The sequence below is a fragment of the Xanthomonas hortorum genome (genome assembly GCF_011305375.1).
Taxonomy (GTDB): Bacteria; Pseudomonadota; Gammaproteobacteria; order Xanthomonadales; family Xanthomonadaceae; genus Xanthomonas; species Xanthomonas hortorum_E.
In genome coordinates this window covers 84,622-111,195 of the sequence record NZ_VCME01000027.1, presented here as the reverse complement: position 1 = coordinate 111,195, position 26,574 = coordinate 84,622, and the positions used below count along the sequence as shown (strand labels likewise).

21 protein-coding genes and 1 tRNA gene are annotated in these 26,574 nt (G+C 65.0%); 7 read left to right on the top strand and 15 right to left on the bottom strand.

Going from position 1 to position 26,574, the window contains the following annotated elements; genetic code table 11:
* Positions 1-111 precede the first annotated feature (111 nt).
* Positions 112-1,410: an MFS transporter gene (locus tag FFY45_RS20260; protein WP_176341800.1), complete on the top strand. Its 1,299-nt coding sequence runs from the start codon at positions 112-114 to the stop codon at positions 1,408-1,410.
* A gap of 80 nt (positions 1,411-1,490) precedes the next feature.
* On the opposite strand, the gene FFY45_RS20255 is transcribed toward FFY45_RS20260, so the two are convergent.
* Together FFY45_RS20255 and ispG are read right to left on the bottom strand one after the other, a co-directional pair.
* Positions 1,491-2,189 carry a phosphatase PAP2 family protein gene (locus FFY45_RS20255; protein ID WP_176341799.1) on the bottom strand — a complete coding sequence of 233 codons (699 nt, stop codon included), beginning with the start codon at positions 2,187-2,189 and terminating at the stop codon, positions 1,491-1,493.
* On the bottom strand, positions 2,170-3,435 hold the full coding sequence (gene ispG / locus FFY45_RS20250) for a flavodoxin-dependent (E)-4-hydroxy-3-methylbut-2-enyl-diphosphate synthase (RefSeq protein WP_168957822.1): 1,266 nt from the start codon (positions 3,433-3,435) through the stop codon (positions 2,170-2,172). Before ispG ends, FFY45_RS20255 begins: the two co-directional genes overlap by 20 nt.
* Before the next feature lie 120 nt (positions 3,436-3,555).
* Here ispG and FFY45_RS20245 point away from each other — a divergent pair, with 120 nt between their 5' ends.
* A complete protein-coding gene (locus tag FFY45_RS20245; protein WP_074057619.1) occupies positions 3,556-4,782 on the top strand; it encodes an ATP-binding protein in 1,227 nt (408 codons plus the stop codon).
* Positions 4,779-5,357, top strand: a complete 579-nt coding sequence (locus FFY45_RS20240; RefSeq protein WP_006449316.1) for a response regulator transcription factor — start codon at positions 4,779-4,781, stop codon at positions 5,355-5,357. The genes FFY45_RS20245 and FFY45_RS20240 overlap by 4 nt, the downstream gene beginning before the upstream one ends.
* A 607-nt stretch (positions 5,358-5,964) precedes the next feature.
* On the opposite strand, the gene FFY45_RS20235 is transcribed toward FFY45_RS20240, so the two are convergent.
* On the bottom strand, positions 5,965-6,951 hold the full coding sequence (locus FFY45_RS20235; protein WP_176341798.1) for a cellulase family glycosylhydrolase: 987 nt from the start codon (positions 6,949-6,951) through the stop codon (positions 5,965-5,967).
* 434 nt (positions 6,952-7,385) lie between these two features.
* On the opposite strand from FFY45_RS20235, the gene FFY45_RS20230 reads away from it, so the two are divergent.
* Positions 7,386-9,242, top strand: a complete 1,857-nt coding sequence (locus FFY45_RS20230) for a putative bifunctional diguanylate cyclase/phosphodiesterase (protein ID WP_176341797.1) — start codon at positions 7,386-7,388, stop codon at positions 9,240-9,242.
* Between the two features lie 103 nt (positions 9,243-9,345).
* Here the strand turns inward: FFY45_RS20230 and FFY45_RS20225 are convergent, their stop codons facing one another.
* Together FFY45_RS20225 and FFY45_RS20220 are read right to left on the bottom strand one after the other, a co-directional pair.
* On the bottom strand, positions 9,346-10,908 hold the full coding sequence (locus FFY45_RS20225) for a sodium/sugar symporter (RefSeq protein ID WP_023904700.1): 1,563 nt from the start codon (positions 10,906-10,908) through the stop codon (positions 9,346-9,348).
* A gap of 257 nt (positions 10,909-11,165) precedes the next feature.
* On the bottom strand, positions 11,166-13,778 hold the full coding sequence (locus tag FFY45_RS20220) for a glycoside hydrolase family 3 protein (RefSeq protein WP_176341796.1): 2,613 nt from the start codon (positions 13,776-13,778) through the stop codon (positions 11,166-11,168).
* Positions 13,779-14,213: 435 nt separating this feature from the next.
* Between FFY45_RS20220 and FFY45_RS20215 the strand changes: the two genes are divergently transcribed.
* Positions 14,214-16,169 carry a PhoX family protein gene (locus FFY45_RS20215; RefSeq protein WP_176341795.1) on the top strand — a complete coding sequence of 652 codons (1,956 nt, stop codon included), beginning with the start codon at positions 14,214-14,216 and terminating at the stop codon, positions 16,167-16,169.
* A 413-nt stretch (positions 16,170-16,582) separates the two neighbouring features.
* On the opposite strand, the gene FFY45_RS20210 is transcribed toward FFY45_RS20215, so the two are convergent.
* The 8 genes from FFY45_RS20210 to pcnB all read right to left on the bottom strand — a co-directional run bounded on the left by FFY45_RS20210 (position 16,583) and on the right by pcnB (position 23,317).
* Positions 16,583-17,209: an AAA family ATPase gene (locus FFY45_RS20210; RefSeq protein WP_176341794.1), complete on the bottom strand. Its 627-nt coding sequence runs from the start codon at positions 17,207-17,209 to the stop codon at positions 16,583-16,585.
* A gap of 3 nt (positions 17,210-17,212) precedes the next feature.
* Complete coding sequence (locus FFY45_RS20205) at positions 17,213-17,557, bottom strand: type II toxin-antitoxin system Phd/YefM family antitoxin (protein ID WP_176341793.1); 345 nt, start codon at positions 17,555-17,557, stop codon at positions 17,213-17,215.
* A gap of 212 nt (positions 17,558-17,769) precedes the next feature.
* Positions 17,770-19,284 carry a glucose-6-phosphate isomerase gene (pgi, locus tag FFY45_RS20200; RefSeq protein ID WP_176341792.1) on the bottom strand — a complete coding sequence of 505 codons (1,515 nt, stop codon included), beginning with the start codon at positions 19,282-19,284 and terminating at the stop codon, positions 17,770-17,772.
* The gene (gene panD, locus FFY45_RS20195) at positions 19,281-19,661 is read right to left on the bottom strand and encodes an aspartate 1-decarboxylase (protein WP_115038771.1); all 381 of its coding nucleotides are present in this window, start codon (positions 19,659-19,661) and stop codon (positions 19,281-19,283) included. The genes pgi and panD overlap by 4 nt, the downstream gene beginning before the upstream one ends.
* 109 nt (positions 19,662-19,770) lie before the next feature.
* The gene (panC, locus tag FFY45_RS20190; RefSeq protein WP_176341791.1) at positions 19,771-20,613 is read right to left on the bottom strand and encodes a pantoate--beta-alanine ligase; all 843 of its coding nucleotides are present in this window, start codon (positions 20,611-20,613) and stop codon (positions 19,771-19,773) included.
* Positions 20,610-21,425, bottom strand: a complete 816-nt coding sequence (gene panB / locus FFY45_RS20185) for a 3-methyl-2-oxobutanoate hydroxymethyltransferase (protein WP_023903876.1) — start codon at positions 21,423-21,425, stop codon at positions 20,610-20,612. Before panB ends, panC begins: the two co-directional genes overlap by 4 nt.
* Before the next feature lie 35 nt (positions 21,426-21,460).
* Positions 21,461-21,946, bottom strand: a complete 486-nt coding sequence (gene folK / locus FFY45_RS20180; protein WP_176341790.1) for a 2-amino-4-hydroxy-6-hydroxymethyldihydropteridine diphosphokinase — start codon at positions 21,944-21,946, stop codon at positions 21,461-21,463.
* 3 nt (positions 21,947-21,949) lie between these two features.
* The gene (gene pcnB, locus FFY45_RS20175; RefSeq protein WP_176341789.1) at positions 21,950-23,317 is read right to left on the bottom strand and encodes a polynucleotide adenylyltransferase PcnB; all 1,368 of its coding nucleotides are present in this window, start codon (positions 23,315-23,317) and stop codon (positions 21,950-21,952) included.
* Positions 23,318-23,365: 48 nt separating this feature from the next.
* On the opposite strand from pcnB, the gene FFY45_RS20170 reads away from it, so the two are divergent.
* A tRNA-Glu gene (locus FFY45_RS20170) sits at positions 23,366-23,440 on the top strand.
* Positions 23,441-23,875: 435 nt separating this feature from the next.
* Here FFY45_RS20170 and folE2 read toward each other — a convergent pair.
* On the bottom strand, positions 23,876-24,799 hold the full coding sequence (gene folE2 / locus FFY45_RS20165) for a GTP cyclohydrolase FolE2 (RefSeq protein ID WP_176341788.1): 924 nt from the start codon (positions 24,797-24,799) through the stop codon (positions 23,876-23,878).
* A 36-nt stretch (positions 24,800-24,835) separates the two neighbouring features.
* Complete coding sequence (locus FFY45_RS20160) at positions 24,836-25,996, bottom strand: N-acetylmuramoyl-L-alanine amidase (protein WP_176341787.1); 1,161 nt, start codon at positions 25,994-25,996, stop codon at positions 24,836-24,838.
* Positions 25,997-26,217: 221 nt separating this feature from the next.
* Here FFY45_RS20160 and FFY45_RS20155 point away from each other — a divergent pair, with 221 nt between their 5' ends.
* A complete protein-coding gene (locus tag FFY45_RS20155; RefSeq protein ID WP_176341786.1) occupies positions 26,218-26,442 on the top strand; it encodes a hypothetical protein in 225 nt (74 codons plus the stop codon).
* Positions 26,443-26,574: the final 132 nt, after the last annotated feature.

Here is a 26,574-nt window from a genome sequence, read left to right as displayed (position 1 = left end):
TTGCGTGCAAACGTGCAAGCTGTGCCTTGCTGGCGCGGCAGCACAGCTGCGTCAAACGTCACTGTTCCAGCACGCGCATGCGCGCCATCACCTGCCACAGGAGGTCACGCCTTGAAGACCGACCCATCACCAGGCACTGCACCAGCAACCCAGCTCACACGCGGCGATTACAAGACGCTGGCCCTGTCTGCGCTGGGCGGCGCGCTGGAACTCTACGACTTCATCATCTTCATTTTCTTCGCGACGGTGCTGGGAGAGCTGTTCTTTCCGCCAGGCATCCCGGACTGGATGCGCCAATTGCAGACCTTCGGCATCTTTGCGGCCGGCTACCTGATCCGCCCGCTGGGCGGGATCGTGATGGCGCACTTCGGCGATCTGCTTGGTCGCAAGCGCATGTTTGCGCTGAGCATCGGGCTGATGGCATTGCCCACGCTGGCCATCGGCGTGCTGCCGACCTACGCGCAGATCGGCCTGGCCGCTCCGCTCCTGCTGCTGACGATGCGATTGCTGCAAGGCGCAGCCATCGGCGGCGAAGTCCCCGGTGCATGGGTCTTCGTCGCAGAACACGTGCCTGCGCAGCGCAGAGGGCTCGCTTGCGGGACCTTGACTGCCGGCCTGGCTGCCGGCGTCCTGCTCGGTTCGCTGAGCGCCGCAGCGATCAATCGCGCCTTCACCCCACCGGAGATCGCCGAGTACGCCTGGCGTCTGCCATTCCTGGCCGGCGGCATTTTCGGCCTGCTTTCCGTGTATCTGCGGCGCTGGCTGCACGAAACGCCGGTCTTCGCCGAGCTGATGGCCATGCGTGCGGTTGCGCGCGAAACGCCACTCAAGGTGGTGCTGCGCGATCATCCACGCAGTGTGGCGCTGTCGTTGTGGCTGACCTGGATGGTGGCAGCCGGGGTGCTGGTGGTATCGCTGATGACGCCCACGCTGCTGCAGAGCGTGTACCACTATCCGGCAGCGGTCGCCTTGCAGGCCAATCTGCTCGCGGTCCTGTTGCAGGCCATCGGCTCGATCGTGGCCGGCGCCTTGTCCGATCGCTGGGGCAACGGACGCGTGCTGCTTGCCGGCAGCGTGTTCCTGGGCATGAGCGCATGGCTGTTCTATCGGCTGGCCGGCGACCCGCAGTTGCTGTTTCCGCTGTATGCCCTGCTGGGCGCGGCGCTAGGCATCCTGGGGGCGATCCCGCGCATCATGGTCGAAGCATTTCCGCCGGTGGTGCGCCTGTCTGGCGTGTCGTTCGCCTACAACCTGGGCTATGCCGTCTTTGGTGGTCTGACCCCATTGGTGGTGGTGATGTTACTCAAGCAGCACCCGATGGGACCGGCGTACTACATGATTCTGCTGGCAGTGATCGGCAGCGTGATCGGGCTGCAGTTGTGGCGCCGGGAGCGAGCAAGTCGTTACTGAGTCAAAGGCAGTACCTGTCTGCACCACGCTAGGTGCCCGCGCCTGCGCCCACCACGTTCAACGTCGGCGCGGCCGTGTCATCAGCCTGACATGCGATGGCGACGCCAATGTGGCCGCCGCGCGCCGCGAAACATCACCAAATACAACCCGACCACCCACACCAGCGCGGCCGACCAGCCGCCCAGAATGTCGGACGGGTAATGCACGCCCAGGTAAATCCGCGACACCCCCACCAGCACTGCGAACAGGCTGGCGGCAATGGTCACCGGCCAGCGCCAGCGCGTGTTCCAGGCTAGCGCAACGACCACCGCGGCCAGCGTCATCGAGCCCATCGCGTGACCACTCGGGAAGCTAAAAGTGCTTTCCGGGGCGATCGATTCCCACAGGCTCGGGCGATTGCGCTGAAAGAACTGCTTGGCGCCCATGTTCAACAACGCCGAGCCGCCGAACCCCAGCGCGGCGAAGGTGCTTTCGCGCCAGCGCCGCAACGCCAGCAGTACCAGCACGATCGCAATATCGATCGGAATCACGCCGTACTGGTAGCCGACTCTGGAGATCAGGCCGAAAAACGCATCCAGCCCCGGCGTGGCGATGCTGCGCATGCTCCACAACAACGGCTCGTCGAAGTAGAAATTCTCCAGCTCGTGGACTTCATCGGCCAGGTCAACAAATAGCCCCAGCGGCAACAACACGCCGGCGAACAACAACGCCATGCGCCACGCATTGTTGCGCAGCCAATGTCTGAAACCGGCCGGCGATTCAGCCGGCGCGGCGGACATAGGTGCGTTCGACATACTGGTCGATCAGATCGATGAACTCGTAGGCGATATTCTCGCCACGCAGGGTGACGCTTTTCTCGCCATCGATGAATACCGGCGCCGACGGCGCCTCGCCGGTGCCCGGCAACGAGATGCCGATATTGGCGTGGCGCGATTCGCCCGGCCCGTTGACCACGCAGCCCATCACCGCCAGGGTCATGTTTTCTGCGCCGGGATTGCTGATCTTCCACTCCGGCATCTTGGCGCGCACATGGTTCTGCACCACGCCAGCCAGTTCCTGGAAGAACTCCGAAGTGGTGCGGCCGCAACCGGGGCACGCAGTGACCATCGGGGTGAAGGCGCGTTGGCCGGTGGTCTGCAGCAGTTCCTGCGCAACGATCACTTCCTGGGTGCGCGACTGGCCCGGCTCCGGCGTCAGCGAGATGCGGATGGTGTCGCCGATGCCTTCCTGCAGCAGCACGCTCAAGGCCGCGGCCGAGGCCACGATGCCTTTGCTGCCGATGCCGGCTTCGGTCAGGCCCAGATGCAGCGCGAAGTCGCAGCGCGCGGCCATATCGCGATACACCGCGATCAACTCCTGCACGCCAGACACCTTGGCCGACAAAATGATGCGCTCGCGTGCCAGACCCAGTTCCACTGCGCGTTCGGCCGAATCCACCGCCGAGCGAATCAATGCCTCGCGCAGCACGCGGCCGGCATCCCAGGGCGTATCGCGCTGCGAATTCTCGTCCATCAGCTGCGCGGCCAGCGACTGGTCCAGCGAGCCCCAGTTGGCACCAATGCGCACCGGCTTGTCGTACTTGATGGCGAATTCGATCAGCTGCGCGAACTGCAGATCCTTCTTCTTGCCGAAACCGACATTGCCGGGGTTGATGCGGTACTTGGCCAGCGCTTCGGCGCAGGCCGGCTCGGCGGCGAGCAACTGGTGACCGTTGTAATGGAAGTCGCCGATCAACGGGACCTCGATCCCCATCATGCGCAGCTTGTCGACGATGCGCGGAATGGCCGCGGCAGACTCGGCGTTGTTGACGGTCAGGCGCACCATTTCCGAGCCGGCGCGCCAGAGCTCGGACACCTGCTTGACGCTGCCGGCGATGTCGGCGGTGTCGGTATTGGTCATCGACTGGACGACCACCGGGTGGCCGCCGCCCACGATCACACTACCGATCTTGACGCTGCGGGTGATGCGACGCGGCCAGGCGGTGGCGTCGGCGGGAGGGGTTGGGCGGGTCACGGCGTCGTACATCGCGGTATTTTAGCCTGTCATCGGTCCGCTCACAGCTGAAGCGCCGGGCGGGCCGTCTTCCACACCGATGCGACGGTTTGTCGCATACCGCCACCTCCCCGAGCGCATAGCATTGCCGTGATGAACAGCTCCGACGCTTCCTTCCTGCGAACCCTGTGCAGCCTGCGTTGGCTGGCCACTGCCGGCCAGGCCGCCACCATCCTGGTCGCCACCGGGGTGATGGGCCTGAACCTGCCGCAGCAACCGCTGTGGGCCGGCGTGGCCGCGTTGGCAGTGTTCAACCTGTATGCGCAGCTGCGTGTGGCCCACCGCGGCGCGGTCAGCCAGGCCACCGAATTCGGTCACATCCTGGTCGATGTGACCGTGCTGACCTGGATGGTGGGCTGGAGCGGCGGCATCGCCAATCCGTTCGGCTCGCTGTTCCTGGTGTTGATCGCGCTGGCCGCACTGGCCCTGCCGCTGGGCTGGGCGATGGCGGTGGCGGCCTCCTGTGTGGCCGGTTACGTGATCAGCGCCGCCTTCGGCCTGCCGCTGCCTTACGGCAGCTTCGACCCGCTGAGCCTGCATATGTGGGGCATGGCAGCCAACTTCCTGCTCTCCACTGTGGTGGTGCTGGCGTTCGCCACGCGGCTGGCCTTGTCGATGCGCGAACGCGAGCGCGAGATCTCCATGCTGCGCGAGCGCTTTGCGCGCAACGAGGGCATCGTGGCGCTGGCCACGCATGCGGCCTCGGTCGCGCATGAGTTGAACACCCCGCTGGCGACGATGACCCTGCTGGTCGACGACATCGCCGACCAGTGCGACCAGAACGAGCTACGCGAAGATCTGGACACCTTGCGCGAGCTGCTGGTGCAGTGCCATGAGCGCGTACTGGCGCTGGCAGCGCCGGCCGACAATGGGCACCTGAGCCGCGAAGTGGCGGTCAAGGACGTGCTGGAACAATGGCGGCTGGTACGCCCGACCATCGAACTGCGTCGCAACGACGACGCGCCGATGCGCTTGCTGCTGCAGCCCGGCGTCAGCCATCTGCTGATGGTGCTGCTCAACAATGCCGCCGACGCCGGCGAACGTGCCGGGCGCCCGCAAATCGATCTGACCCTGCGCATAGAGCAAGACCACCTCAGCGGCGAAGTGCGCGACTACGGGCCGGGCTTCGACACCTCGCAGGCCATGTTGCCGGGCACCTTGTTCAACAGCGGCAAGCACGACGGCATGGGTGTGGGTCTTGCCTTGTCGCATGCCACCGTCGAGCGGCTGCAGGGCGAATTGTGGATGCTGCCCGCCGAAGGCAGCGGCGCCCGCGTCGGTTTCCGCCTGCCGCTCTCCGAACACGAGGCACTCGCATGACAAGCACTCCCCTGCGCACCGGCCTGCTGGTCGACGACGACACCTTGTACCTGCGCACCCTGCAACGCAGCCTCGCCCGTCGCGGTGTGGAAACGCTGACCGCCACCGACGCGGCCAGTGCGTTGTCGATCGCGCGCAGTGCGTTGCCGGATTTCGCGCTGATCGATCTCAAGCTCGGCAACGATTCGGGTTTGAACCTGATCCAACCGCTACGCGAGATTCGCACCGACATGCGCATCTTGCTGGTCACCGGTTACGCGAGCATCGCCACCGCCGTGGAGGCGATCAAACTCGGCGCCGACGACTATCTACCGAAGCCGGCCAATATCCCCACCATCATGCGCGCGCTGGGCGAGGAAGATGACGAGCTGCCCGAGCCGGACGAAGAAGAAACCGCGCAGGAAATGATGACACCGCTTAGCCGTCTGCAATGGGAGCACATCCAGCAGGCGCTGCACGAAACCGGTGGCAATGTCTCGGCCGCCGCACGCCTGCTCGGCATGCATCGCCGCTCGCTGCAGCGCAAATTGACCAAGCGACCAAGCCCAGGCCCGTTACGCGAGCCGGGGCGTTGAGGCGTGGCTGGGTTGTCGTGAGGACGCGCTGGCCGAGGGCGCGATGCCCTCGCCACTCAGGACGACCTGTCTGCACCGTCCAAGCACTTAGCAGGACACCCAAGATTTCGAATCGTGGTGTCTAAATGCACCCAAGTCTGGTCAGTCGAGTGCGCGGCGCCCTCACCGCTCGCGGGACACGCCGTAAATCCGTCCGTGGAGGCTCGGTGGCGGCATCCATGCCGCCACACGGTCCCGCAATCAGTGAGGGCACCGCGCCAGGAAGTTCGTAGGTCGCTTCGTTGAAAGCCTGCCTGTTGTTCGTTCGCGTTGCGACGCTGATCGGACGCGCCGTCATCCGCGCCGTCATCCAAAAACGCGCGTCATGCACTGCTTGCAACTCTGCACACCGACCATCTCCACTGGTCATTGCCCGCCCACCGTCGCGGGACCTTACTCGGCATGGATGCCGCGTAAGAGCCTACATGGACGTACTTGCGGCGTGTCCCGCGACGGTGGGCGGGCAAGGGCCCTGCAGCAAAACCAAACACCAGCCGCTCTACACCTATATCTAAGACGCAATGCCGATTCAAAAGACCGCCGACGCGCACCGACGGGTGTGCCCGCCTCAACGCGGGCCGAACACGCTCGCCCTGCGCGAAGTCGCCGCAATCCCATCGGCACCCAGGAGCAATCTGGTTCCCCAGGTGCTGAGGCGTGCGGCATTCCAGCCCACTGCAATGTCCAGCGATTTGGTGCTGCTGTCGTTACCCGACCACGACCACCCCATGTAGCCGACGCTGTACTCGCGTGCGCGCCGCATGATCGCCGCTTCGTCCACGTGCGCGCCGCGATGGTCTCCACCGAACTCGCCGATCACCAGCGTCAGCTTTTTATCGCGGAAGGCACGCAGATAGTTGTTGACCGTCGCATCGCTGCCGAACACCTCGTACATGTGCACGCTGAAGATCACATTGCGGCTGCTGTCGCGCGCCAGCAGCGCAGCGGCGTTGTCGCGCATGTAGAACTGCCAGTCCTGGCCCCAGTTCGGCGCATCCACCATCAGCGCGTGGGTCAGCCCGCTCTTGCGCAACGCAGCGATCGCGGTGGCATGGCCGTTGACCCATTCGCTCGCGCTCAAGCGATTGCCGAACGGCTCGTTGCCGATATTGATGATCACGTGGTCTTCGTTACCGATCAGCGCCTTGCGGATGCTGGTCCAGTACGCGGTGGCGTGGGCCAGACCGGCCGCAGCGCCGTCTTCGCCATAACCGGTGGTGTCGTGCACTTCCAGCACCGCGATCAGGCCCAGGCTCTTGCAACGCGCGATGATGCGCGCCACCTCGGCCTCCGGTGTGCGGTTCCAGCGGTAGCCGGAGCTGAGCACCACCCGCACGCTGTTGGCGCCGGTCGCGGCGATGGCCACCAAGGCCGCATCGGTGCGGCTTGCGTACCAGGCATGCGGTAGGTTGACCCCGCGCAACACCAGCGCGTTGCCATTGGACTCACGCAACTGCGTGCCGGAGACCGACAATCCCGCATGCGCGGCAGACGAGAGCGCCAGACCGGCGGTGATCAGGAGCATGCGTTGAGCGAAAGACTTCAATTTTTTCACGATCGGTTTCCAGGCAGGGGCGTCGTAACCGCGACGGCGGGATCCACAATTCGTGTGAACACTGTGTCAATTCCCGACATCCTTGAAGGCAACTCACATCACAGAAGCAACGACGCGCTGAAATAAATCGGCTTGGCGAAGATCGTCTCTGGGTCGACAAAGGTGCGTACAGCCAGTGATCGGCCGTAAGCCGGCAATGTTTAGCGGTCTCGAGGCATTTCGTCGCCGCTTGTGCGACAGGTTTTGCAGATCAGGAATGTCACCTGAGTCAGACCGATCGCCGATGCTGCGAATCGCGCTAACACCGCGCGATTGCATCGATCCCGCCAGCGACAGCACGTTGCACGCCGCCTGCCGGCAGCACTGCCCGCCATCAACTGAACAAAGCCAGTCGCCGCCGATCAAGGGATTACGCTTCAGGCCGATACGAACACATGCAATCCACGCTCGCTTCTGCCGAATCCCTGCTTTCGCCGATGGCCGATGAGTCGACCCGGCTGGCCGTCCTGCGTGGCTTGTGCCTGCTGGACTCGCCACCGGACCCGATGTTCGAGACCATCGCCGCGATGGCCGCACGCAGTCTGGGTGCGGAAATCGCGCTGGTCTCGCTGGTGGACGAGCACCGCCAGTGGTTCAAGGCGCGTATTGGCCTGGAGGCGCAGGAAACCCCGCGCGACCAGGCGTTCTGCGCCCATGCGATCCGCTCGGACGAGGTGATGGTGGTACCCGACGCGCAGCTGGATCCGCGCTTCTGCGACAACCCGCTGGTGCTGGGCCCGCCGTTCATCCGCTTCTACGCAGGCGCACCGCTGAAACTGCTCGACGGCCACAGCATCGGCACCTTGTGCGTGATCGGCACCAGCCCGCGCCCAGGTCTGGACGCAGGGACCATCGCCCAGTTGGAAGGCCTGCGCGACCTGGCCGTGCTGCGGGTGGAAAACCTGCGCAGCACCACCTATCGCGATGGCCCGACCGGTCTGCCCAATCGATCGCGCTTTGGCGAGGACCTGGATGCCTGGCTCTCGCAACGCGAAGGCGCACCGGCGACCACCGCGGTGGCGGTGGACATCTGCGGCAGCGATTACTTCCGCGACATGGTCAAGGCGCTGGGCTGGGATTACGCCGACGGCTATGTAGCCCTGGCGCAACGTCGTCTGGCTGCCTATCTGCCGGCCAGCACCGCGTTGTATCGCCTGGACCCGACCACCTTCGGCTTTCTGGCGCAGGCCGAAACGCAACGCTTGTCCACGCTGTGCATCAAGGTCTCCAAGGCCTTCGCCGAGCCGCTGGAACATCAGGGTATTCCGCACACGGCAGTGGCCTCGATCGGCGCGGTTGCGCTGCAGACCAGCTATGGCGCTGCCGATACCATCCGCTCGCTCACCACCGCGGTTGATGTCTCACGCGAGCGCGCCTTGCCGTGGAGCATGTACGAGCGCAAGCACGATGTGGCCCAGCGCAATACCTTCCGCCTGCTAGCCGCCCTGCCCGCCGCGCTGGACAGCGCCAGTCAGTTGCGCCTGCACTATCAACCGCGCGTGGATCTGCACGATCACCGCTGCGTGGCGGTGGAAGCGCTGCTGCGTTGGCAGCACCCGATGATCGGCCCGGTGATGCCGTCCGACTTCGTGCCGATGGCCGAGAAGACTGCGCTGATCAATCGCATCACCGCCTGGGTCATCGACAACGGCATCGCCCAGGCCGCGCGCTGGCAGCAACAGGGTCTGGACTTCAACCTGGCCTTGAACGTATCGGCCGCCGATCTGGACCGGCCCGGTTTTGCCGGACTGCTCAAGCGTGGGTTGGAGCGCCACAAGCTGGATCCGCGCCGGCTTGAAATCGAATTCACCGAAAGCGCGATGATCCGCCATCCGGAGCATCTGGCCGAGCAACTGGCGGCCATCGCGGCACTGGGCGTGCATATCGCCATCGACGACTTCGGCACCGGCTACAGCAATTTCAGCTATCTCAAGCAGCTGCCGGCCAGCTCGTTGAAGATCGATCAATCCTTCGTCCGCTCGCTGCCGGACAGCCGCACCGACCGCACCCTGGTGCCGGCGATGATCCAGCTCGGCCACAGCCTGGGTCAGCGCGTGGTCGCCGAAGGCATCGAGTCGGCCGAGGCGTATGCGCAGTTGCGCGCCTGGGGCTGCGACGAAGGCCAGGGTTACTGGATCGCCAAGCCAATGCCGGCGGCCGCGTTGGAAACCTGGCTGCAGACGCCGTGGCATGCGCAATTTGAAGCCCCGGTCAATCTGCTCGCCGCAAGCCTGGCGGCGGCGCGGGTGTAAATCGTTGCGTCGCATGTAAACCGCAACGTCCAAACGCACTGCGGCGCGACACCTGTGTGCCGCGCCGCGTGCAACAACCGATGTCAGCCGGTTGCGTTGGCGATTACCAGAACACCGCGTACAGCGCGATCAGAATCACCACCACCCCGATCGCACCGATCTTGAAGCCCAGCGTGGTGCCGTAGGCCACATCGTCGGTACGGATCAGATCGCGCGCCTGGGTGGGCGCGGTCATCAGCGACACCAGCACGGCCAGCACCAGCGCCGCCACAAACACCACGCCGATGCGGTCCATGAACGGCAGTTCCGGCCAGGCGAACTTGAGCGCGAACGACAACACCACCGAGCCGATCGCCGCGGTCAGTGCGCCGGCTTCGTTGGCGCGCTTCCAGAACAGGCCGAGCATGAAGATCACCACCACGCCCGGGGTAAAGAAGCCGGTGAATTCCTGGATGAACTGGAAGCCCTGATCGAAGTTGCCCAGCAACGGCCGCGCGGTGAGAATGCCGATCACCACCGCCACGATGGCCACGATACGGCCCACGCGCACCAACTGCTTCTGCTCGGTCTGCGGGCGGAACTTGGCGTAGAAATCCAGGGTGAAGATCGTCGCCACCGAATTGATCTTGGAAGCCAGCGAGGCCACGATCGCCGCCACCAGGGCGGCGAACACCAGGCCCAGGATGCCGGTCGGCAACAGCTGCATCATGGTCGGATAGGCCTGATCGGGCTTGGCCAGATCCGGCGCCAGCACCACCGCAGCGATCCCCGGCACCACGATCACCAACGGCATCAGCAGCTTCAGAAACGCGGCAAACACCATGCCCTTCTGCGCCTCGCCGATGTTCTTGGCCGCCAGCGCGCGCTGGATGATGTACTGGTTGAAACCCCAGTAACTGATGTTCATCACCCACAGACCGCCGAGCAGCACGCTCAGGCCTGGCAGGTCCTTGTAGAACGGGTTGTCCTTGCTCAGGATCATGTGGAAGTGCTCGGGGTGCGCACTCCATAGCTGCTTGAAACCGGCCAGCACGCCGGCGCCATCGCCGATCCGCGCCAGGGTCAGCCCGGCCACCAGCAGGCCGCCCAGCACCAGCAGCGTGACCTGCACGATATCGGTCAGCGCCACCGCCTTCAGACCGCCGTACAACTGATACACCAGCGCGAACACGCCGATCAGCGTCAGCGCCAGGGTCTGGTCCATGCCGGTGACCTGGCTGACCGCGATCGACCCCAGCCACAGGATCGAGGTGAGATTGACGAACACGTACAGCAGCAGCCAGAACACCGCCATCAGCGTGCGGATCCACTTGCCGTACCGCTGTTCCAGGAACTGCGGCATGGTGTAGATGCCGTTGCGCAGGAAGATCGGCAGGAAGAACTTGCCGACGATCAACAACGTCAGCGCCGCCATCCATTCGTAGGACGCGATCGCCAGACCGATCGCATAGCCGGAACCGGCCATGCCGATGATCTGCTCGGCCGAAATGTTCGCGGCAATCAGCGAGGCGCCGATCGCCCACCACGGCAACGACTTGCTCGCCAGGAAGTAATCCTCGGCGCTCTTGGTGTGGCCTGCCTTCTCGCGCGAGACCCACTGCGCGAGCACGAAGATGCCGGTCAGATAGACCAGCACAATCACGATATCCAACGTCGCCAAACCCACTGCACTCTCCTGTCTGGCTCTGGGGTGTGCGTCGTGGACCGGACAGGTCTGCAGACTGCCGCCGCCCGCACCGTGTGCATGACGGCAGCGCGGCGAACCGCAGCTGCAGGCCTTCCCGGCCGATCGACGCGCGCGTCCCGCGGCGGCTAATAACACCACCGCTGAGGGTGGCCGCTGTAACACGTCGCCGGAGTCGGCGACGCGTGTATTTCTTGGTTACCTCAGCGCTCCCGCAAGCGCGCCTGCGGGAGTACTGCTTACTTGACCGGGCAGTCGAGCGTGACTTCGGCTTCGTTGAGCGCGCCCAGCGCGATCTTGGAGATCGACAAATCCAGCGCTGCGCCGCTTTCGATGCTGGCGACCTGAGTCAGCTTGGTCACATCGGCACCGGCCACTGCGAAGCACTTCAACGGCACGCCGACCACCTTCCACTGGCCTTGCGGCAGCGCGGCCAGGGTCTTCTGCGCATCGACACGGCCGCCGCACTTGTCGCCGCAGCCCACGCCCAGCCACACCGGCGCAGTCACTGCACTGTCGCGGCGCACGGTCAGCTGCAACTGCACATCGCCGTTGCTCTCACGCGACACGTCCACCGGCTTGCCGGACACCAGCAACACGCTGGAGGCCTTGGCACCGGACCACACCAGACGCCGCGCATCTTCCTGCGCCTTGTGGTCGACTGCGGTCATCTTCAGGCTGCCATCGGACAAACCCACCGGCAGCGTGGTCGCCGGCATGTTGGCCTGGCCGGCATTGGACAGCTGCATCGCAATGCCGAGCGCCGGCTTGCCGCGCACGAAATACACCCCGCCCACCGACTGCTCGCCAGACACGCCGGAGTCTTCGGGCAACGCAGCCAGATCGCCCTTGTCGGCGTAGGTCAGGCCGAAGCCGAACTTGAACTGCGGGTCGTAATCCTTCTGGCCGACGTTGTTGGCGAACTGTACCGCCGTCTTGGGCCAGGAGAAGCTCAGCTTGCCCTTGAAGTCGTGTTGCACCGTGCCGTCGGCCTTGCGCAGCAGTACGTCGGCAATGCCCTCGCCTTCCGAACCCGGCAACCAGGCAGCGACGAAGGCATCGGCCGCGTTGATGTACTGGTTCATCCATAGCGGACGCCCGCTCAGGAACACCGCCACCACCGGGATGCCCTCGGCCTTGAGCTTCTTGATCAGTGCCAGTTCGCTCTCATCGCCCGGCTTGTACAGCAAGGTGGCGATGTCGCCCTGGAACTCGGCGTACGGGTTCTCGCCGAATACCACCACGGCCACGTCCGGCTTGGTCTTGTACGTGCCGTCGACTGCCAGCTCGGCCTTGCCGCCGGCCGCCTTGATCTGCTTGTCCAGACCTTCCCAGATGGTGTTGCCATTGGGGTAGTCGCTGCGCTTGGTGCCAGTGCCCTGCCAGTTCAGCGTCCAACCGCCGGACTGTTTGCCCATGTCGTTGGCGCCATCGCCCAGCACCAGCACGCGCTTCTTCGGGTCCAGCGGCAGGATGCCGGCCTGGTTCTTCAACAGCACCAGCGACTCGCGCACTGCCTGGCGGGCGATCGCGCGATGTTCCGGCGCGCCCAGCAATTCGTACTTGCCGCCGAGCGGGCGCTTGGACGGCTTGCCGGCTTCGAACAGGCCCAGACGCAACTTGACGCGCAGGATGCGGCGCACTGCATCGTCCAGGCGCTCGGTCGAGATCTGGCCCGACTTCACCGCCGCCAGTTCGGTGTCGTAGATGCCCTTCCAGCTGTCGGAGGCCATCGCCATGTCGACGCCGGCAATGAACGAGGCCGGGCAGTTTTCGTTGGTGCAGCCCTTGACCTGGCCGTGGCCATTCCAGTCGCCAACCACGAAGCCGCCGAAGTTCATGCGGCCCTTGAGCACGTCGGTCAGCATGACCTTGTTGCCGTGCATCTTTTCGCCGTTGAAGCTGTTGAACGAGGCCATTACCGTCTGCGCACCGGCCGCGATCGCCGGCGGGTAACCGGCCGCGTGGATATCGCGCATGGTGGCTTCGGACACCTTGGTGTCGCCCTGGTCCTTGCCGTCGGTGGTGCCGCCGTCGCCGACGAAATGCTTCACCGAGGAAATCACGTGGCTGCCGTCGAGGAACTGCGGCGTGCCCGGCACGCCCTGCACGCCTTCGACCATCTTGCCGGCGAAGCTGGCCACCACGTCCGGCGACTCGGAATAGCCTTCGTAGCTGCGGCCCCAGCGGTCGTCCTGCGGCACCGCCACGGTCGGCGCGAAGGTCCACTCCATGCCGGTGACGCGGGTTTCGGCGGCGGTGACTTCGCCGATCTGCTTGATCAGCTCCGGGTTGCGCGTGGCGCCCAGGCCGATGTTGTGCGGGAACAGCGTGGCGCCGACGATATTGCTCTGGCCGTGCACCGCATCGATGCCGAAGATGATCGGGATCGCGTTGCCGCCCTTGGAGGTGTCCATCGACGCTTCATAGAAGGCGTCGGCCAGCTTCAGCCACTCGGCCGGGCTGGCGTTGTACTTGCCGCCCGGATCGGAATTGCCGCCGGCCAGCACCGAGCCGATGCGGTACTTGCGTACATCGTCCGGGGTCAGGCTGGCGATATCGCCCTGGATGGTCTGCGCGACCTTCTCTTCGACGCTCATCTTGGCCATCACATCGGTGATGCGCTGCTCCAGGGCCTGGTCCTGCGCGAACGGCCACTTCGGCGACGGCCATTGGTCGGGATGGATCGCGGTGGACGCCTCGGCGGGTGCGGCGGCCGGCGCGGTCTTGCTCGCCTCGGCAGCGGTGTCCTTGCCTTGGCAGGCGGCCAGCATCAGCACCGCAGCGGCGGTTGCCAGAGAGAGGGCACGACGCGCGACGGGCGCGGCGGTACGACGAAGCAGCTTGTCCAAGATCCAGGTCTCCAGGTGGTTCTCCCCACGGCGATGCGTGACGCCGCAGGCCATTAGGCGGCGTACGCTTGCGTGATTCCCCTACCCTGTCAACCGCGCCAGCCCGTATGCCAAATGGCCGGCAACTTATTGGCCGCGGCTATAGCCTTGGAATACCGGCAGCAGCTGTCAAACCACGGAAAACCGCCGAATCCGGCGCGCCGCTTGGCATTCAACAAACGCGCACTTTGCTGCATCGCACCACCCGGTGCCGTCCGCGATGCGCAGCCGGCACCTGTTGCTGCGGCGTGGTCGGGTCCGCTGCGATGCGCACATCCAAACCCCAGCCAACGGGTGAGCCCGTCGTCAAACAACTGTCATACGGCCGGCCTAGCGTGACCGGCTTGCCGATGCGCCACCGGCCATCGTTGATCGTTGCCTTTGCCTGGAGTTTCGATGTCTGCCTCCCCCGATCCCGCCCGCCGCCGCCTCATGCAACTGCTGGCGTCCGTCCCCCTGTTGCCGCTCGGCAGGGCCAGTGCCGCCGCCCTGCAGCAACTCGGTGGCGCCGCCTTGGCTGCACGCCCGTTACGGCCCTCGGAAAATCCGACCCAGTTGGTGTCGGCTACGTTCCATGGCATGCCCGCGCCCAGTCTGGCCAACCCGGCCGCGATGGCCACCACCACGATCGGCTCGGCACTGACCATCGCCCGTAGCGACGGCAGCACCCAACGCTACGACTTGGCCTATCACCCGTTTTTCGTCACCGGCGACCAGGTACCAGACGGCAAGGGCGGCACCGTGCTGGCGGGCGGCTACTACGACATCCAGCACCGGCCGATCATCGACCGCTCCAAACCCGGTGCCGAACGCCCATTCTTTTCAGATTGCCCGGACGGCTCCTCGCTGCTGACCCTGCCCAATGCCAAGGTGCCCGGGGTCAAGGGCAATCACGTGTTTGCGGTGGTGCAGTTCGAATACACCACCCGCGACCAGGCCGGCAACGACACCAACCGCCATTTGCCGGCGCCGATCGCGGTGCTGACGCTGGATCAGGACCCGGCTACCGGCAAGCTGTCGCTGGTGAAGTACCACAACGTGGACACCGCGCCGGTGCATGGGCTGTGGACCACCTGCGGCGCCAGCCTGTCGCCGTGGAATACCCACCTGTCCAGCGAAGAGTACGAACCCGACGCCACCGCGCTGGCCGGCAACACCCAGTTCCGCAGCTACAGCACCCATCTGTACGGCGATCCGGAGAAAGCCAATCCGTACCACTACGGCCACCTGCCGGAGATCACCGTGCACCCGGACGGCACGGGCAGCGTACGCAAGCACTATTGCCTGGGCCGCATCTCGCACGAACTGGTGCAGGTGATGCCCGACCAACGCACCGTGCTGATGGGCGACGACGCCACCAACGGCGGTCTTTTCATGTTCATTGCCGACCGCAAGGCGGATCTATCGGCCGGCACGCTGTACGTCGGCAAATGGCACCAGACCTCGGGCGTCGGCCCGGGCGCCGCCACGCTGAGCTGGATCAAGCTCGGCCACGCCACCAGCGCCGAGATCCAGGCCCTGGCCGATCGCCTCACCGCCGCCGACATCCTCGACGTGCATCTGAGCGACCCGGGCGATGTCTCCTTCACCAAGATCCCGTTCAACGGCACCTTCAACTGGATCCGCATCAAGCCCGGCATGGAGAAGGCCGCCACCTATCTGGAAACCCATCGCTACGCGGCGCTGGCCGGCGGCAGCCTGGGCTTCACCAAACTCGAAGGCACCACCGTCAATGCCCGCGACAAGATCGCCTACATGGCGATGTCCTACATCGTCACCAGCATGCGCGACGGCTCGGGCGATGTGAAAGTACAAGGTCCGGACTCCGGCGCGGTGTATGCGCTCAACCTGCGTGGCGGCCGCCACGACAGCAGCGGCGCTGAGATCCACAGCGAGTGGGTGCCGATCGACATGGCCGCTCCGGCCGCGCTCACCGGCCACGACCTGGCCAAGGCCGATGCGCTGGGCAACCTGGCCGACCCGGAACGCCTGGCCAACCCGGACAACCTCAAGTTCTCCGAAACCCTGCGCACCTTGTTCATCGGCGAAGACAGCAGCCTGCACGTCAACAATTTCCTGTGGGCCTACAACGTGGACAGCGGCACGCTGACGCGTGTGCTGTCGGTGCCCGCCGGTGCCGAATCCACCGGTCTGCATGCTGTCGACGAGATCCACGGCTGGACCTACGTGATGAGTAATTTCCAGCACCCCGGCGACTGGGAAAGCCCGCTGCACGACACCGTCAAGGCCACACTGGATCCGCTGATCCGAGCCAACTACAAGAACCGCTTCGGCGCGGCGGTGGGCTATCTCACCGGTGACCCGGTGGCGGTGAAGTTGGGCAAGGCCTAAGCGCACGGCCTCGTCGCTCGCAGTGCTGGCAAAGCGCTGCGAGCGGCATGGTCTTTCGTCCGTTATATCAACTGCGCGACGGTCGCTTGTGTGAGGGCGCGTGAGTCGGTCGAGCGTGCGATGCCCTCACCGCACCAGACAGTTTGCTGATCGCTTTGAGAAGAGCTAAGCACACCGACCATCTCGACTGGTCCTTGTCCGTTCACCGTCGCGGGACCTTACGCGGCATGGATGCCGCGTAAGAGCTTACAAGGACGTACTTGCAGCGTGTCCCGCGATGGTGGGCGGGCAAGGGTCCTGCAGCCAGGCCGCAGATCAGCCGGCCTGCAGTAGACCGGTATGAAGCAGTTTTACTAGCCACTCCTATCTTCAATCAGGCAGGCGACTCGCGCATGTCCGCCCGGATACTCTGCTCAAAACGCGCGGCGCATCTCCAATGCCGCCATCACGATGGGCTTTGCCCAGTCGGGCACCTGCGCTAACGCTTCTAACGTCGTCGGGTAATGCAAGCCAGCACGGTCCAGTTCCAGCACCAGCAGCGGCTCGGCCTGCCCCGCCGCATCGGCGGGCGCACTGTTGTCGTAGAGGTGCAACACCGCCAGATGCGGCAACAGAGCGATCAGATTCGCACGCGAAGCATCGAAGCGTTCGCGGATCTTGTGCTCGGCAATGGCATGCCCGCCAGCGGCAACCCGCGCTGCGACGCGTTCGAGGTGCAGCTCCACCGTCGACAGGCCGCAGAACCAGACCGCCACCGTGTGCTGCGCGCAAGCCTCGCGCAGCAGGCGCGGGATGGTCGTTGCGCCAAGCGTGGTTTCGAACGCGTAATCGCGACCATCGGCCATGGCCTGACGTAGCCGCCGCACCCCTTCCTGCCAGGCTTGCGCGTTAGCGTCTTCGAGCGGCCAACCCTGCTCCACCAGTTGCCTGGTGAACGCGTCCGGGTTGAACCAGGTGGCGCCGTCTTCCCGCAACAAGCTGCCCAGCAGCGAACTCTTGCCGGCGCCGTTGACGCCGGCCAGCACCAGGATATTTCCCACGACCTAGAGCGACGGACCCAGGGTGATCTTCCTGCCACGGCGCGCGGGCTTGCTGATCACCGCAGCCAGGCCCGCGCCTTCGGTCACCGCCGCAAGATGCGCATCGAACTTCAGCTGCAATGCCTGCAGCGACTGCGCCCGCATCGATGCATCGGCGGCCGCGCTTGCCTGACTCACCAGGCGCCGGTATTCCTCCGCATCCACCACCACCGCCTCGGGGTGATTGTGGTTGGTGATGACCACTGCGCCATGCGTGCGCACCTTGCGCATCAGACTGGGCCAGCCCTTGACCTTGATGTCGGCGGCAGGAGATTTTTCCAGGCCGGGCAGATCCTGCGGGTGTGGCATCGGACGGTCCTGCAAGGAGTGACGGGTATCAGCCTACTCCCAAATTTACCATTTTTGGTAATTTGGCCATTTTAGCCAGACCAGCCTATGCCGGCGCAGAGAGCGGGCCTGCAGGCTGCAGGTCGCACGCACCGGCGCAACTTACCGCTTCCCCCAAACGACAACGAGGCCCGAAGGCCTCGTTGTCAAACACGCTACCGCTGCGCGACTGCTCAGCCGCGCAGCTTGGACAGCAGCTCGCGCGTCACCGGGTCTGCCACATCGGCCGACTCGCCCTTCAGCGCCGGCAGCAACTGGCTGGCCAGCTGCTTGCCCAGCTCCACACCGAACTGGTCGAACGCGTTGATGCCCCACATCACCGCCTGCACGTACACGCTGTGCTCGTACATCGAGATCAGCGCGCCCAGCGATTGTGGGGTCAGCGCATCCAGCAGGATCACCGTGCTCGGGCGGCCGCCCGGATAGCTGCGGTGCGGATCGCTGCTGTCCTGGCCGTTGGCCAGCGCCTCGGTCTGGGCCAGCACATTGGCCATCAACGCGACATGGTTTTCTGCGTATGGATCGTCGTTATGCACGGTACCGATGAAATCGGCCGGCACCACGCTGGTGCCCTGGTGCAGCGCCTGGAAGAAGCTGTGCTGCACATCGGTGCCCGCACCGCCCCACCACACCGACACGGTGTCGCTATCCACCGCAGAACCATCGAGCTTGACCCGCTTGCCCAGGCTTTCCATCACCAGCTGCTGCAAATAAGCCGGCAGCAAAGCCAGACGCTGGTCGTAGGTCATCACCGCATGCGTGGCGCTGCCGAGCAGGTTGCGATTCCACACGGCAGTGAGCCCGTGCAGCACCGCGATGTTCTCTTCCAACGGCGTGTTGAGCGCATGCGCATCGAACTGCGCGGCGCCTTCGAGCAACTGCTCGAAACGTTCGAAGCCGATCGCCAGGGCGATCGGGAAACCCACCGCCGACCACAGCGAATAACGCCCACCGACCCAATCCCACATCGGCAGCACGCGGCTTGGCGCGATGTCGAAGGCCTTGGCGGCGCGCTCCGGGTTCGCACTGACCGCATACAGCCGCTCGCTGCCGCCCAACCAGGCATGCAGGATGCTGCCGTTGAGCAAGGTTTCCTGGGTGCCGAAGGTCTTGGAAATCAGGATGCCGGCGGTGCGCGCCGGGTCCAGCGTCGCCAGGGTGCGCTGCATCGCCGCGCCATCGACATTGGAGACGAAATGCACGCGAAAACGCGCACCCGACGGCGCACGCAAGGCATCGGCCACCAGGCGCGGACCCAGGTCCGAACCGCCGATGCCGACACTGACGATATCGGTGACGTCGGTGGCTTCCAGTTGCTGGATCAATGCGCCCATGCGTTGGCGCACTTCGGCAGCCGTTGCATACGCTTCGGAGGCCACCGGCGCATCGGTCAGATCGCCACGCAACGCGGTATGCAAGGCAGCGCGTTGTTCGGTGACATTGACCTGCTCGCCGCGGAACAACCGCTGGAACGCACCGGCCAGATCACGCTCGCGCGCGATCGCGAACAAGGCATCGAGCGCGGCGCGGTCGTACTTCTGCCGCGCGAAATTGAAGTACAACGGACCGACTTGCCTGGCGTACTGCGTCGGCCGTTGCGGCTCGGCGGCAAGCAATGCGGGGATGGCAGCGCCGCGCAGGCGCTGGGCGTGGGCGTGAAGCGCGTCGAATCCGTTGGTGTGTGTCATGCGGCCTGCGTGGGGATGCTGTGGTTGGTGTGGGAGATCGCGTTGTGCGCGTCCACATATACCAGATTGGGTTGAAAGGTCTTGGCTTCGTCTTCGCTCATGCTGGCGAAGGCGGCAACGATGATCAGATCGCCGACCTGCACGTGACGCGCGGCGCCGCCGTTGAGCGAGATGATGCCGCTGCCGTCTTCGGCACGAATGGCATAGGTGCTGAAACGCGCACCGTTGGTGACGTCCCAGATGTGCACCTGTTCGAACTCGCGGATGCCGGTGGCTTCCAGCAGCAGGCCGTCGATGGCGATCGAGCCTTCGTAATTGAGCTCGGAGTGGGTGACGGTGGCGCGGTGGATCTTGGCTTTCAGCAGGGACAGGTGCATGACGGGCAACGGCTAAAGGAAAGCAGGCATTTTAGCGGAAAGCGCCCGCGCCGACCGGCCGGCAGCGCGGTCGGTGGTGAGGGCTTCAGCCCGGCCGCAGCGGCGGCCCTCAGAATTCCAGATTGTCGATCAACCGGGTGTTGCCCAGGCGTGCAGCGATCAAGGCCACGCGTGCGCCGGCGTTGCTGTCGCCCGGCTCGCTGAGGTCGGGCAGACGCACCACCGCGTAATCGACGCGGAAACCGGCCTGTTCCAGCGCCTGGGTGGCGGTGTCTTCGACCTGCGCACGCAGCGTGCCGGCGGCATAGCGCTCGCGCATCTGCAACAGCACTTTGCGGATCTGCGCCGAGCGCGGGCGCTCGTCGGCCGTCAGGTACTGGTTGCGCGAGCTCATCGCCAGGCCGTCGGCCTCGCGCACGATGCTGCCGCCCAGAATCTCGATCGGAAACGCCAGGTCGGCCACCATCTGACGGATCACCGCCAGCTGCTGGTAGTCCTTCTTGCCGAAGGCGGCCACGTCCGGCTGCACCTGATTGAACAGGCGCGCCACCACGGTGCACACGCCGTCGAAATGCCCCGGCCGGCACACACCTTCCAGCACATCGCTGACGCCCGGCGCATGGATCGGCGTGGCCAATGCGGTGCCCAGCGGATACATGGTGTCCACGTCCGGCAGCCACAGCGCATCGCAGCCGGCGTCTTCCAGCCCGCGCAGATCGGACTCGGGCGTACGCGGGTACCGCGCGAAGTCTTCGTTCGGGCCGAACTGGGTCGGGTTGACGAACACGCTCGACACCACACGGTCGGCGTACTGGCGCGCCAGCATCACCAGCGAATAATGCCCGGCGTGCAGGTTGCCCATGGTCGGCACCAGCGCCACGCGCAGCCCTTCGCGCTTCCAGCCGGTGACCAGTGCGCGCAGGGTGGAAAGATCGGTAATGGTCTGAATCATGCGGCGTACGCGTGCTCTGCATCGGGAAAGCTGCCGTCGCGCACGGCTTGCGCATACGCGCGTACCGCGCCTGCAACCGAGCCGCCTTCGGCGAGGAAATCCTTCACGAACTTGGGGCGGCGATGGCCGCTGTCCAGGCCCAGCATGTCGTGCATTACCAGCACCTGGCCATCGCAGCCGGGGCCGGCACCGATGCCGATGGTGGGCACGCTGAGTTCGGCGCTGATCTGCGCGGCGATCGGGGTCGGCACGCATTCCAATACGACCAGGCTGGCACCGGCATCGACCACTGCCTGCGCATCGCGACGCAACTGTTCGCCGGCTTCGCCACGTCCCTGCACCTTGTAGCCGCCGAAGCGCAGCACCGATTGCGGAGTGAGCCCCAGGTGCGAGCAGACCGGGATCTCGCGCTCGACCAGATAGCGGATGACCTCGAGCTTGTGCCCGGCGCCTTCGAGCTTGACCATCTCCGCGCCGGCCTGCAGCAGCTGGGTGGCCGCGTCCAGCGCACGCTCGGGCGTGGCATCGGCCTGGAACGACAGATCGGCCACCAGCAACGCACGCTCCAGCGCACGCGCGACCGAGGCGGTGTGATAGACCATATCGGCGGTGGTCACCGGCAGCGTGGAGGCATGCCCCTGCACCACCATGCCCAGCGAATCGCCGACCAGAATCAAGTCCACGCCATTGGCATCGAAAGTGCGCGCAAAGCCGGCGTCGTACGCGGTCAACATGACCAGTTTTCGACCGTCGCGCTTGGCCTGCGCCAAGGCGGGCACGGTCCAGGGCTTGCTGTCGGTATGGCTGCTCATGAAGTCATTACGTGGGGTGATAAGCCGGCCATTATCTACCCAATCGGCTCCAGCCCGCTGACCTGGATCGATTGCAGGGCGTGCCGCACTGTTCCATGCCCAGGAATGATCGCCTCCGGAGCCAGCTCGGACAGCGGCAACAGCGCGAAGGCGCGCACCTGCAGATGCGGATGCGGCACCTGCAGGCGCGGCAGGTCGATCACCTGATCGGCATACAGCAGCAGATCCAGGTCCAGCGTGCGCGGGCCCCAGCGCTCACCGGCCTGGCGCTGCCGACCGAAGGCCTGCTCAATGCCGAGTAAAGCGTCCAGCAACTGCAGCGGCGCCAGCGTGGTGTGCAACTGCGCCACGGCGTTGATGAAATCGGGCTGATCTTCGCGGCCCCAGGCCGGCGTGCGATACAGGCGCGAGGCCGCAATCAACGTGGACTGCGGCACCTCGCCGAGCGCGGCGATGGCGGCGCGCACGCTGGCCTCGGCCGGGCCCAGGTTGGCACCCAGGCAGACAAAGGCGGTGTGCATGCCCTACTCGCCTGCAGGGGCGCCGGTGCGACGACGGCGGCGGCGACGCTTGCGCGGTGCGCCTTCGTCGCCTTCCTGATCGACCTGCGCGGTTTCGATCGCATCGACCAGCTCCTGGCCGGAGGATTTCTGCGCCTCGCGCCAGAACTCCACGTCGGCGGCGTGATCCGGCGAAGCAAACTGGCGCAGCACCAGAAAATCGAACGCGGCGCGAAAACGCGGATGCGACAAGGTGCGGAACACGCGCTTGCGCTGACGCGAGGAAAAGCGCGTCTGCAGCAGCCAGATTTCCTGCATCGGCAGCGAAAAACGGCGCGGCAAGGCCACACGCTCGAGCTGATGCAAGGTAACCCGGTCGGCGGCGCGTCGCTGCGCGTCTTCCGGCTGAACGCCCTGCGCCTGCAGGCCCATCAAGGTGCGGCAGAATGCCGGCCAAAGCAGCAGGGCGAACAGGAATGCGGGCGACACCGGCTCGTCGTTGGCAACGCGTGCATCGGTATTGCGCAGGCCTTCCAGCACCATGGCGCGCAATGCGCCGCTGCGGTTGGATTTCAGGGCTGCGGCACTTTCGGGAAACAGCGCGCCGAGCAGGCCATACCGCTCCAGGCCTTCGAAACTGGCGACGCCGTGCCCGGACAGGAACAGCTTGAGAATTTCTTCGAACAAGCGCGCTGGCGCGGCTTCGGACAACAGCCCGGCCAGGCGCGGAATGGGTTCTGCGGTGCCGGCTTCGATATCGAAGTTCAACTTGGCGGCCAGGCGCACCGCGCGCAGCATGCGCACCGGGTCTTCCTGGTAACGCAGCTCCGGGTCGCCGATCAACTTCATCAGCCGTGCCTGCACGTCTTCGAAGCCGCCGCAGTAGTCGCGCACCGAGAAATCCTCGATCGCGTAGTACAAGGCATTGCAGGTGAAGTCGCGGCGGATCGCGTCGTCTTCGATGCTGCCGTAGACGTTGTCGCGCACCAGCCGGCCGTTATCCAGTTCGCGATCGCCGCTGCCGTCATCGACATTGGCGCGGAACGTGGCCACTTCGATGATCTCGCGGCCGAACACCACATGCGCTAGGCGGAAGCGGCGGCCGATCAAACGACAGTTGCGGAACAGCGCTTTGACTTCTTCCGGCGTGGCGCTGGTGGCGACGTCGAAATCCTTGGGATGCCCGCCAACCAAAAGGTCACGGACCGCGCCGCCGACCAGGTAGGCGCCAAAGCCCGATTCGCGCAGGCGGTACAGCACGCGCAGCGCGTTTGGGCTGATGTCCTTGCGCGAGATGGTGTGCTGGTCGCGTGGAATGACGCGCAGCGTGAACGGAGATGTAACTGAGGGTTCGATGATGGCGTTTCCGTTTTGTGTTGCAGGATTGCCCAACGGCTGTTGCCACACTATACTAGCCCGCTGCACAGGACGCGACAAAACGCTCCCTTCGTCTAATGGTTAGGACGTGGCCCTCTCAAGGCTAAAACAGGGGTTCGAGCCCCCTAGGGAGCACCACTTCCGTCTCGCTGCAGAAAAACGCCAGGGCCCCGCATTGCGGGGCTTTTGCGTTGTGACGCAGGCGGTACGCCGCAGTTGGTCTGCGGTGCATCGCGGAGGCCGTTGCAGATCGACGCCAAGCTGCGCCTGAGCTACCGCTTCAGATGGCGCCTTAGTTGCAGCAACTCACGTGTCAATCTGTCGCGCTCGCTTATGGGTAGCGGCTGACTTGCTGCGAAACCTGCAGCAAAACTCCAGCGACATTGCTGCCGATCAGCAGCGATGCACTCTCGTATTCGCACCGATCGCGTTGGCGCGAATGACCACATACGGCCCGGCAACGACGCACGCTTGCGCGGTGGGCTGCGCACTGCGCGTCGCAGCGAGATCGACGACGCATTTGTGTGGACGTGGCGCACAACGCAGCGAATTCTTGCACGGCATGGCAATCCCTCAATCGGCAAATGGATGAAAGCCCTCGGCAGCGCTGTCGGTCTCGGCAACCGCGTCGTGGGCATGCAGACTTTCGAAATGGCGAACCGCCACATGGAAGTTGGCATAGCGCTCGGCCAGCATCTTGCGCAGACGCCGCGCGGCGTCTTCGACATACATCAGGTTGGCGCCGTTCAAGCGCGCAAACGCCTGCTCGTCGATGCGCCGCACTGCGGCCTGCACCGGCGTGGCCAGCGCTTGTTCGCACAGACCGACCAACTCGCGGATATCGAACCGCTGCGTACAGGCGATCAGATCCACGCGCACCTGCGCCACGCTGCGCTGGCTATGCGGCGTGGCGTACGAGCCGTGATGTTGCAGCCAGTGCGCAACGTCTTCCGGCGGCAGTGCCTCACGCCCGGCGTGTTGCTGCAAGAACGCCTCGCTCAGCAACTGGCGCGATAACGCCGCAGAGCATGGGCATGTCGATGCATAGAGCACATCGATCTGCAGACGCACATGGCTGCGCCCGGCCCTGCATTGCGCGTCGATCCGCACCGGATACGCGCGCCAACCGGCCAACCCTTCGCTCAGCAATGCCGGCATCCGCAGCATCAACTCGAAAGCCAGCGACACGCGCGCCGCGCGGCTTCCGCAATCGGCGTGGCTGTCGATCATGGCCTGCAGCAAATGCGACAGCATCGCCGGCGACAACGGTTGCTCCAGGTGCTGATCGAGCAATCGATACAACCGCGACATATGGATGCCCTTGCGCTCGGGCTGCGGCAGATCCACCCGCACAGTGGCGCGCGCGGCCACAGTTCCGCTTGGCTCGGCTTCGTCCAGGCGCACCGGCATGGCGATGTCCTGCATGCCCACCCAACGCAGCGGCGCGCTCAACGTGGAAAGTTCGGTAACGGCAACATCGGGAAGCGTGGCGGACATCGAAAGCTCGTTGAATGAGGAGGGAGTGATCGCGCCTCAGGCGCGACCGGGAAATGCCTGAAAGTAATCGTCGATGCCGGCGTGCAAGGTCTGCGCAAGTTCGTCCTGATGCGCATCGCCACACAGCCGCCGGCAATCGTCGCGATTGCTCATGAAGCCGGTTTCCACCAGCAACGACGGGATATCCGGCGACTTCAACACCGCAAAGCCGGCCTGCCCGACCTGGTTCTGATGCAGCCGTGTCACCTCCTGCAACCGGCCGAGCATCAAGCTGCCGAACTGCAGGCTGCTGGCGATGGTGCCGCTCAGCGACAGATCGGCCAGCACTTGCGACAACACCGGATTGCTCGGCACCCGCAAACGGCGCGCGCTATCGCCCATGTCGTCGGCGGCGTTCTCGCTATCGGCGATCCAGCGCGCCAATGCGGAGCTGGCGCCGTTCTGCGACAGCGCGAACACCGAGGCACCGCGTGCTTCGCTGTTGGGCGCAGCATCGGCGTGGATGGAGACGAACAGATCGGCGTTGTGGCGATGGGCGATCAACACCCGCTCATGCAGCGGCACGAAGCGATCGTCGCTGCGGATCATCGTCGGCCGGTAACGCGGATCGGCCGCCAGACGCTGGTGCAGACGCCCCGCGACCGCCATGGCTACATGTTTCTCGTAGCGCGCATCAGCACTGACCGCGCCGGGATCCTTGCCGCCGTGGCCGGCGTCGATGGCAACCACGTAGGGGTGCAGGCGCGAACGTGTGGGCACCGCCGCTACGACAGCCGGATCGCTTCGATCGGCGGCGGACAACGACGCAGCGCCGGAGGCCGCAGCAAGATCCAGTACCAGCGCATTGCCCTCCCACCGCGCAGTCGCTGCCAGCGGCTGCGCCAGATCGAGCACCACGCGCAATCCGTCCATCTGCGGACCGCTGCGAATCGCGACGACGGCAAGGCCGCCAGGCAACGGATCGATCCGCGGTGGCTGGGTCGAGACGCCGGACAGGTCGATGACCAAGCGCTCGGGATCGGACAGACCGAAACTGCGGTACGCGACCCGGCCGCTCAATTCGAGTCGAAGCCGCAGGCCGTCATCGTGCTGCTGCACGCCGCAGCTGCGCAGTGCCAGAACCCCTTGCGCATAGCCCAGGCCCGGCGACAGCACCAGCGCCGCGCCGGCGGTCTGCAGCAGCTGTCGCCGCTTCATGGCGCCCGTCTCGGACTATCGGTGAAGCGGCTTCGCCATCTCCGATCTGGTGATCGACTCGACTTGGACCACACGCACAACGGCATTGAACACGACACGGGAGGCCAGGCTGAGCGAAGGAAATGAAGTGTTATAAAGTAACATTTGCGGCGCAAAAGCAAGCCCCGTGTGTGCTCGCCTGCGTCTTCACGTTCATTTCCTCGCCTACCGGAGCCCGCCCAATGTCCGCCGCCCTCCCCACCAGCTACACCGCCTGGCGCCACTGCATCGAAGTCGATTGCGCCCAACCACTGACCGCCCCTTTCATCGCCGAGCGCCTGACCAGCCTGCGCGACTCAAGTGACTACCACACCCAGCAGTTCGTGCGTCGTTGGGGCCAGGCGCATCACCAGCAGGTGATCGGGTGGTTTGAGCGTGCTTGCAGCGAGCTCGAGCCGAGCGACTGAGTTGACCCAGCTATAACGCTGCACATCAGTCCCGGAGGCAAGTAACACGTTTTATTGGATCTACTGGTCGATGTATTACTACCTATTACTCGATTTTTTGCGACAAACAATCAACAAAACTTCTTCGTCAGG